General features: G+C 39.0%; 9 protein-coding genes. 8 read left to right on the forward strand and 1 reads right to left on the reverse strand.

Going from position 1 to position 9,319, the window contains the following annotated elements; genetic code table 11:
* The first annotated feature begins 128 nt into the window (after window positions 1-128).
* From VB118_10265 to VB118_10290, 6 genes are all read left to right on the forward strand, one after another.
* The gene (locus tag VB118_10265) at window positions 129-1,511 is read left to right on the forward strand and encodes a 2-isopropylmalate synthase (GenBank protein ID MEA4832981.1); all 1,383 of its coding nucleotides are present in this window, start codon (window positions 129-131) and stop codon (window positions 1,509-1,511) included.
* 10 nt (window positions 1,512-1,521) lie between these two features.
* Complete coding sequence (locus VB118_10270; protein ID MEA4832982.1) at window positions 1,522-2,190, forward strand: GntR family transcriptional regulator; 669 nt, start codon at window positions 1,522-1,524, stop codon at window positions 2,188-2,190.
* A 328-nt stretch (window positions 2,191-2,518) separates the two neighbouring features.
* Window positions 2,519-2,896 (forward strand): GntR family transcriptional regulator, encoded by a 378-nt coding sequence (locus VB118_10275; protein ID MEA4832983.1) that lies wholly within the window; start codon window positions 2,519-2,521, stop codon window positions 2,894-2,896.
* Entirely contained in the window at window positions 2,893-3,258 is a 366-nt protein-coding gene (locus tag VB118_10280; GenBank protein ID MEA4832984.1) for an ATP-binding cassette domain-containing protein, read from the forward strand. The genes VB118_10275 and VB118_10280 overlap by 4 nt, the downstream gene beginning before the upstream one ends.
* A complete protein-coding gene (locus VB118_10285; GenBank protein ID MEA4832985.1) occupies window positions 3,218-3,607 on the forward strand; it encodes a hypothetical protein in 390 nt (129 codons plus the stop codon). Before VB118_10280 ends, VB118_10285 begins: the two co-directional genes overlap by 41 nt.
* Complete coding sequence (locus VB118_10290) at window positions 3,582-5,768, forward strand: hypothetical protein (protein MEA4832986.1); 2,187 nt, start codon at window positions 3,582-3,584, stop codon at window positions 5,766-5,768. Before VB118_10285 ends, VB118_10290 begins: the two co-directional genes overlap by 26 nt.
* Window positions 5,769-6,088: 320 nt before the next feature.
* On the opposite strand, the gene VB118_10295 is transcribed toward VB118_10290, so the two are convergent.
* A complete protein-coding gene (locus tag VB118_10295; protein ID MEA4832987.1) occupies window positions 6,089-7,588 on the reverse strand; it encodes a hypothetical protein in 1,500 nt (499 codons plus the stop codon).
* Between the two features lie 316 nt (window positions 7,589-7,904).
* On the opposite strand from VB118_10295, the gene VB118_10300 reads away from it, so the two are divergent.
* Entirely contained in the window at window positions 7,905-8,786 is an 882-nt protein-coding gene (locus tag VB118_10300) for an AraC family transcriptional regulator (GenBank protein ID MEA4832988.1), read from the forward strand.
* A 190-nt stretch (window positions 8,787-8,976) separates the two neighbouring features.
* A complete protein-coding gene (locus VB118_10305) occupies window positions 8,977-9,318 on the forward strand; it encodes a transposase (GenBank protein ID MEA4832989.1) in 342 nt (113 codons plus the stop codon).
* Window position 9,319: the final 1 nt, after the last annotated feature.

The raw sequence follows: 9,319 nt of genomic DNA on the forward strand, positions 1-9,319 counted from the left end.
AAAGTTAATCTGAATAATATGTAATAACAATGTATTGAAAAACAGTCGTATATAAAGTATAATAGAGATAACAGTATGATTGTATACAATCATACAAAGATACGGGAATTCACCTAAAGGAGCCAAAGATGATAGAATTTTCAAAAAAGACGAATGTATTGGAGCAGGATACATATAAATACACTCTGCAGGATGTTGCCGAGCCGAACCTTTTCAGAGAAATTTACCCATACACTGAGGTTCCGAAGGTGCCCTTCAATTTTCGTCGCGTCCCGATGGAAACGCCGGAAAAGCTCTGGATCACGGATACTACATTCCGTGACGGTCAGCAGTCATTAAAGCCTTATTCAGTAGAACAGATTGTTAAAATATACGACATGCTTCACCGGCTCAGCGGACCCAACGGCATTATCAAACAAACAGAATTTTTTGTTTACAGCAAAAAAGACCGTGAAGCGCTTGAAAAATGTATGGAACTCGGATATGAATTTCCGGAGATAACAACATGGATCAGAGCGAACAAGAATGACTTTAAGCTTGTAAAAGATATTGGCATAAAAGAGACAGGCATCCTTGTCAGCTGTTCGGATTATCATATATTCAAAAAGCTCGGACTTACTCGTCAGCAGGCTATGACACATTACCTGTTTGTTATCCATGACGCTCTTGAGGCCGGATTATCTCCGAGATGTCATTTTGAAGATATCACACGGGCTGATTTTTACGGCTTCGTCGTGCCCTTTGCAAATGCGCTAATGGATCTTTCGCGTCAGTCAAAAATCCCAGTCAAAATCCGCGCGTGCGACACCATGGGCTACGGTGTGACATATCCAGGCGCGTCATTGCCACGCAGCGTACCCGGAATAATATACGGACTTAAGCATTATTCCGACGTTCCTTCGGAGCTTATTGAATGGCACGGACATAACGATTTTTACAAAGGTGTGACCAATGCTGCATACGCATGGCTCTACGGAGCATGCGCGGTTAACTGTTCACTGCTTGGGATCGGTGAACGTACTGGCAACGTACCGCTGGAGGCAATGGTATTTGAATATGCTTCAATTCGCGGAACCACCGACGGAATGGATACGCGCGTAATAACTGAAATCGCAGATTATTATAAAAAAGAAATCGGATATGAAATACCTGTAATGACTCCTTTTGTGGGCGAGCATTTCAATCTCACAAAGGCGGGCATACATGCGGACGGTCTGTTAAAGGATGAAGAAATATATAACATCTTCGACACCAGAGCGATCCTTAATCGTCCCGCTTCCGTTGCTATTTCCAATACTTCCGGAGCAGCCGGAATTGCATATTGGCTTAATAATTATTTCGCCATTCTGGAAGAATCCCGTATTGATAAAAAGGCTGCCGTTGTTGAAAGAATGAAAGCTGCCATTGACAGCGAATACGAAAACGGGCGCCAAACAGTAATGAGCAATGAAGAATTGGTTTCTATCGCCAGGACATCTGACATCGAAGGAATAATTCCTTCGGAGGATTAATAACACATATATGAAGTTCATTGGGAACACTAACACTAATTCTCTGTTCAACGCCGTTTATACGGAGCTTCGGGATGCGATTCTCGAAGGAACGCTTGTTCCCGGAGAAAGTCTGATAGAAACAAAAATTTCGCAGGAGCTTGGCGTGAGCCGGACTCCCGTAAGAGAGGCAATCCGTCAGCTTGAGCATGATGAGCTTGTGAGAACCATACCTAACAAGGGCGCCGTGGTGATAGGAATATCCGTTGCTGATATAGATGATATGTATACTATTCGTATTTTTACGGAAGGACTTGCCGCGGAATGGGCGACCGAGCATATCAGCGACAATGAGATAGAGCAGCTTAGAGAAATCGTGGAGCTTCAGGAATTTTATGCAGTAAAAAATGATTATATTCAGGTATGGCAGCTCGATGGAAGATTTCATACTATAATATACGACGCATGTAAAAGCAGAATCCTAAAGCATGTTTTATCAAATTTTCATAGTTATGTCGCCCGTGCCCGGGAGCTTTCGTTTAAAACAGAACAGCGTACAGCCTTATCTGTTGAGGAGCATCGGCTCATATATGAAGCGATGCGGGCAAGAGATGGAGCCGGCGCTAAAAAGCTCACCGAACAGCATTTAATAAATGCAAAGAAAAGCGTACTTGAATCAATCAAAGATATAAATGCCTGATACATTAGAACAAAGCTGCGATAAACTCAAAAAAGTTTATCGCAGCTTTGTTCGTTAGAATTATGTATTTTACAACGCGACGATTATTAAAACGGCATTAAAATAAGCTTTGTTTTATAAGAGAGAAAAGCCCATATGCCAGAGCCTTTTCTTCTTTAAGCAGAAGCAATCTCTGAATTCTTATAATCTCAATGATGAACCAAATTCCTTGCCATGGATATTATCCTCAATTTTTATAATATATTATTTGTTTTTCTATTGACATCTGCTTTTTACGGTGATATTATAAGTGTGCTATAACAGGTAGCACACTTATGGAGGGATTAAAGTGTTTGTAATCGATTATACAAGCAAGGCACCCATATTTGAGCAAATTAAGACGCAAATACTTTCGTTTGTCTCCTGCGGAGCATTAAAACCGGGAGACAGGCTGCCTTCGATAAGGATGATATCTTCTGAACTTAGTATTAATTTCAACACGGTTAAAAAAGTGTTTTCCGATCTTGAAAGAGACGGAGTGATTATAACCGTGATCGGCAGCGGGAGCTTCATTGCAAAAGGAGCGGTCAGAAATCACGCGGCAATAAAAAACGCGACGGCTGCTTTGACAGAGGCCGCTGCTGTCGCAAAAGCAGCGGGTATCAATGAGGACGAAGCAACGAAAATCATTAACCATGTATATAAAACTGAGGAGGGTAATAAATGATTAGAGTTAACGGAGTATCCAAGATATTTGACGGCGTTCCGGCTCTTGATGGAATAACTCTTTCTGTCAATGATTCGTCGGTGTATGGGCTTATTGGATACAATGGAGCGGGGAAGACCACACTTTTAAATTTGGCAAGCGGCTTATACAAGCCGGACGGAGGAAAGATCGAAATTGATTCTTCGGGAGGTATCCGAAGCCCGTTTAATTGCCCGGAGGCAATGAGGGAGATGTTTTATGTGACGGATGATTTTTATTTTCTGCCAAATTGCGTGCTTGATGATATGTCGGACTCTTGTCAGCGGATTGATAACGGAGTATATGGCCGATACCGGGGCATCAGTTATTGTCGCGTCTCATAATTTATATGAAACTGAAAACATATGCGACACAATCGGAATGCTGAACGGGAAAAAGCTTGTTTTCAGCTGTGATATCGATACGCTAAAAAGCGAAATAAAAAAATACCAGATCATTTTTAATAAAACGGCTTCAGAAGAGCTGCTGAAGGGTATTCAATATAAATCGGCACGTTTTGAAGGAACATGCATAGTATTCGCAAGTAAAGACGGCATCGAAAAAATAAAAGCCGCCGCGTCTCAGAACGCTGAAATACTGTCCATGAACGAATATGGAATGTCACTTACAGAAATATTTATTTACGAAACGGAGGGTAAAAAAATCAATGTTGAAGGACTTTTCAGTAAATAAAATACATCGTCATGCGATATGGCATGTAATAAAAAGGTATGCGTGGCTTCCGGTATGCAATATGGTTTTCCTAGTTATATTAATGCCGGTGTTGAATGTGGCCATACCGAATTCGCTTTATAATTTAACAGAAGGCGATGGACCTAAGTACGCATTCACTACATCAGTTATTTCGATTATTTTGCCGTATATACTTGCTGTGATAGCTGCTTTTACAGCGTGTGTTATGTTTGGATTTTTATTCAAAAAAAGAAGCGCCGATTTTTATATGCTCGGAGGATTATCACGCGGCGGGCTTTTTGTATCAAGATTCGTATTTGGCATATTATCTATTATAATCCCTTGTTTTATTGCTTTCATGGCTTCATATATTATGAATATAACAAAATATGGATTTACGGAGTTATTTTTAAGAAATTCGTTTTACTTTTTCATAAATATGATAACCATATCTTTGGCTGCATTTTCAGCCTTTGTGCTTGCGGCTGTTGTAAGCGGCAGAATCATTGAATATATTTTTACCTCGGTTTCTCTTTATTGCGCACATTTTGGGATATTACTTTTCTGGAGGAACATCACCTCGGCATTCCTATATGGTTCACCTAACTATATAAGACTGAATAACAGCGTAGAAATGCAAGATATTTTTTCACGATATTTTAGCTTTTCATTATTTACAGCTTTGAATTCGGATTTACGTTTGTTTTCTTATTCAAATTTTGAAACAGATATTTCTAAAGAGGAATTGATTAAATATTTTAAAGTTGATTATTCAAGAGTAATCGTTGTTCTACTTTTATCTTTGGCTATTATAACTATTTCGTATATGCTTTTCAGAAATAAAAAAGCCGAACATTGCGAAAAGCCAAATAAATTCCTTCCCGCGACTGTTTTAACTTCGGCAGTATTTTCTCTTTCGCTTGCTTCTCTGATTTTTATTGCCGGAAGAAGCTATGTTACTGTAATTGCATTTTTCTTATTTGCTTTTCTGATATCGTCGTTGATATATCTTATATATGATTCAGGAATTAGACGTATAAAGAAGAATAGTTTAATATTTACTGTGGAAGCATTGACATCGGCTGCATTTATGGTATGTCTTTTTACGGGCGGTTTCGGATATGCATCAAAAGTACCTGATGTTAATTCCATAAAATCTGTTAAAATTACATATAAAGGTGATCCTCAAAATGTAAATAATTTAGGAAGTGGTAGTTACGGCGGTTTATTAAACACTTATAAATCGGGTCCTGAAGTTATGATTTCATTAACTTCGATCTCATCTATTGAAAAAGTAACTGAAATACATAAAGAAATAATTAAAGAAGGTTGTTCCGAGGTTACATATACAGATGCAGATCCATATTCTGACACAAAAGTGTTTGTTGATGTGTATATAGAATATGAAGGAAAAGACGGACAAAAAACAATCAGGTTTTATCCGATTATGAAGCTGTCCACTCTCTCAAAGCTCTTATATTTTGATGAAACCGATGAATATAGAGAATATTACATAAAAAAGTGTAGCGATGAATATTATTATAGTACAAATCATTTCTCAGTTTCAGATCCATTACTCACAAATATTACAGAGTTTGATTTGGAGTTATGTGATGAAAAAGAGTTGATGAGCATGATTTGCTTCGATAAAAGTAAAGAAACGGTGCAAAGAAGGTATTATCCGGAAAAAAACTGTATTGCGATTATAATATTATCACGATATAATATGCTTGATAGATATTCTAGTTTTAGTTTTAATTCTGATTACTATTATATTTATGATGATGATGAAAGCGTAATATCCTGGCTTAAGTCAAAAGGATATGATAAGTATTATAAACTTCCGTATCAAATAAAAAGCGTGGAGTTATACAGGATTCCCGCTTTTATATATAATAAGAATGATAATTATAATAATTATAATAATTATCAAAAGCAATCAGCGGCAAGCAGATGCTTTAAATCAAAATACGATATTGATATGACCAATTTATTATCATTAACAAAAACAGCGAACCCTGAAGAATTTGACGAAATAATCGCTGCTTCTCGGTCAATGTATTACATGGATGTTCCCGGATATGCAGTCCTTATAAAAACCGTTTCCGCGGACGGAGAAGAGCGTACGGTAACAAAGTTCATGCCTATCAACGAAAAATAAACATTAACGGCAATAAATATTTTTGTTTTAAAGAGAGAAAGCCCATATACAGAGCCTTTTTTCTCTATAAGCGGGCATTATTAAATCGCCGAGTAAACGCGCCTGCCGGGCGCACCAAAACAAAAAACCGGAGCGGCAATAGTCGTTCCGGTTTTTATGGTTGTCAGGTATGAACTAATATTACTGATGGAAAACCGGTCGCGGGAACATGTTGTCAAGCGTATTAAGCCGCAAGCTCACTGCATGTAATGACCGGGCAATCCGTGAGATAAAGGATGCACTTTGAATTAATAATGATTATAGAATTACCGCAGTAGTAATCAATTGATTATACTCTCGTAATTGTCTATATATTTCTGAAGCTGTGTTTTGGCTGATTCTTCGACCGCTGCGTAATCTGAAGCAAAAGTGTTTGTAGCTTTGGGAACCATGGCCGCAAGCTTCGCATCAAGATCACCTACATCAAGTACGACGCCAAGATCATAGTAAGCGGTATCAAATATAATATCGAGACAGAACTGGCTTTCTTCATCACGGGCAACAATGCCTTTAAGGACTCTGTTATAGTATTCCGGACGAACAATTGTCCTGCCGTAATAAGACAGTGCTTCGATAACCGCTCCTGCCGCTTCGGGATCTTCTGAATATCTTGGAATTGTTATAACCGGGGTTGCGTAACTGAAACCATGAGCATAATTTTCCTGTTCCGAATCATATTTCGGATATGGAAGAATTCCGAATTCTTCTTCCATGACACGGCATTGGATAATTCTGTACATGGCTGTTTGACGGAACATGACTCTGTTTTCCATGAAAATGGTGTTGCCATATTCATATGCGCTGACACCGCCACATTCTGATGATGGAATTTCGTCGACGTGAAGAGTTGTGGTTTTATCCGTAAATAATTCCAGAACTTTGTCAACTATTTCGGTATTCTTTGAGCTGTAAGCGGTGAGATAAGGAATATCATTTTCATCTTTTTCACATAAATGCATTCCGCAGCCGGTTATTTGAAATATTATACTGCCGTATGCGGCAAGATAGCCCCATTGATCTTTGCCGGTACCTTTGCCGTCATCGTTGAGATCTTTATACGCTCCCTTGCACATATCATACATTGTATCCATAGTCCATGTATTGTTTTTTACATGTTCATACGGGCTTTCAAGATTGTTATCAGAAACCATTCCTTTGTTGAACATAATTGCGGCGATACCGTCGTTATCAACTGTTGATATATCGCCGAGTACAAAGAATAGTTTATGAGCAATGGACATCTGATCGACAAAGCTCTTTGTATACCAGGGATTGGTCAGATCCATTGTATCAAGTGAAGCAAGGTCAATAAAAAATCCTTCCTGAGCAAGAGGAGCGACTTGATCAAGTTGAATATGAATCGCATCATATGTTCCGTTGTTGCTGGAAATATCAGCACGGGCATCCGCGGAGACACTGCCGGATATTACTTCTGTAATATTTACATTATAAAGCGTTTTAAGCTTTTCTTTTCTTTCAAAATTAGCGTCGTTGACTGCGTCGTTGGTGTTGCCCTCAGTTGGAGTAAAATCGTTAAACATAGCATATCCGCCGGATTTCGGAACAAGAATTAAAAAATCCTCGCCTCCGAAATTGACATCGTCGGCGACTTTTAGTTCAGGTTCTTTTGCGCCGGTTGTTTCATCTGATACTGTTTCTGTTGCTCCGGTGATGTTTGTCTGAGGCGCTGTGTCAGGCGTTTGAGGTTGACATCCTGCCGCAACAATTGAGAACAGCAGCAGAACGGCGATGATTACCGCAATGGACTTTCTTTTTTTCATGGTATTTCCCTTTCAAAAATTTTTTTAGCTTTATATTAAAAATATAAATCACTGATGAAAACTGTGCCCACATAAATATGTTAACACATTATATCTAAATTGTCAACAAAAAATTATTATAATTCCTAATAAATATAACATAGAATAATATACTTACAGTGATTCCAGAGCCTTTTCTCTCTTTTAGCGGTGATATTTAAATGCCGAGTAATAAATATAAAGTGATAGAATCGCTCTGACACCGCTTCGCATAAAAAGTCAAGAAGATAGGATTTTATGCTGATAAAATACTCATATACGGAAGGAGGTCTTGAATTTGGATTGGATTACAGGAATACAACGGGCGCTTGATTATACCGAATTACATCTCATGGATAAAATAGATTTTGAAACAGTGGCGAAGCAGGCCTATTCGTCATCGTTTCATTTTCAACGAATGTTTGGTATGCTCTGCGGTTACTCGCTCGGTGATTACATCCGGATGCGGCGTATGGCGCTCGCGGCGGAGGAGCTGATGCAAACAGACAGAAAGATTATTGATATCGCACTCAGATACTGTTATGACACACCGGAAAGCTTTACTCGCGCATTTACGAGATTCCACGGTATAACACCCAAAGAAGCGCGTCAGGGTGGCAATGTCAAATCCTTTTCCAGACTAGCCGTAAAACTTATTTTATCAGGAGGCAGTATAATGGATTACAGAATTGAGAAACGAGACGCATTCAAGGTGATATGCAAAAAGAAGCAAGTCAACAAGCCGCAGGGAGATACCGCCACTGCTGACATTTCGGCATTCTGGAAAGAATGCGGGCAGAACGGAACCATGCAAAAACTCTGTAAATACGGTAAGTTTGACAATTTGAAAGGTGTTCTTGGCATATGCTTCTCAGGAGAGATGGCGGATTCAGGCTTTCCATACGGAATCGGGACGGAGTATAACGGCACATCAATAACGGACAAGGATCTTGATATTGTAGAAATTCCTGCGTATACCTATGCTGTTTTTACGTGTCGTGGAAAGATGCCGGACGCATTTAAGGATACCTACAAGAAGATTTGTACCGAATTTTTCCCGCAAAGCAGTACCTATGAATATGGCAGCGGTATCGAGCTTGAGGTTTATCCATCGGATAATGTACAAGACCCGGACTACACCTGCGAGATATGGATCGCGGTCAATGAGAAAAAGTTATAAGGAACAGATTAAATAACCAAGCGGCGGAGAGATGAAATACTCTCCGCCGCTTTTACGCATGCTAACACCGCCTTTATGTTATTATATAGTGAAAAATCCGAAGGCATATTGTGGAGTGATATCCTGTAAGTAGAGTCGACAGACACCCAAAAAACTGATAAAATAAAAGTCAGAAGAAAGGTGTCAGAAGATGAAGAAGTATAGCAAAGAATTTAGGGAAGAGGCCTTGAAATTGTCAGATGGAATCGGCGTAAAGAAGGCGGCAAGTCAGCTTGGCATACAATATTACACCCTTGCCGAGTGGCGAAGGGAAACCGACACAAACAGTAAATATGTTTCCTATGCTTACGATGCTGCCGGAAGAAAGATATCAGCAACCGATAAAAAAGGCACAACGTCAAGCTTTACCTATGATGACGCGGGAAGATTGTTATTAAAACGGCAATCAAATAATTATTGTTTTGAGAAAAAGCCCATATACCAGAGCATTTTGTTTCTTAAAGCTGTAATAATTATTGCCTTATTAATATAAG

It is taken from the genome of Oscillospiraceae bacterium (genome assembly GCA_034925865.1).
Taxonomy (GTDB): domain Bacteria; phylum Bacillota; class Clostridia; order Oscillospirales; family SIG627; genus SIG704.

Excerpts from the sequence above, each read along its gene's own strand:
- VB118_10265 (MEA4832981.1), top strand. The coding sequence starts at position 129 with ATGATAGAATTTTCAAAAAAGACGAATGTATTGGAGCAGGATACATAT.
- VB118_10290 (MEA4832986.1), top strand. The coding sequence starts at position 3,582 with ATGTTGAAGGACTTTTCAGTAAATAAAATACATCGTCATGCGATATGG.
- VB118_10295 (MEA4832987.1), bottom strand. The coding sequence starts at position 7,588 with ATGAAAAAAAGAAAGTCCATTGCGGTAATCATCGCCGTTCTGCTGCTG.
- VB118_10305 (MEA4832989.1), top strand. The coding sequence starts at position 8,977 with ATGAAGAAGTATAGCAAAGAATTTAGGGAAGAGGCCTTGAAATTGTCA.
- VB118_10280 (MEA4832984.1), top strand. The coding sequence starts at position 2,893 with ATGATTAGAGTTAACGGAGTATCCAAGATATTTGACGGCGTTCCGGCT.
- VB118_10270 (MEA4832982.1), top strand. The coding sequence starts at position 1,522 with ATGAAGTTCATTGGGAACACTAACACTAATTCTCTGTTCAACGCCGTT.
- VB118_10285 (MEA4832985.1), top strand. The coding sequence starts at position 3,218 with ATGGCCGATACCGGGGCATCAGTTATTGTCGCGTCTCATAATTTATAT.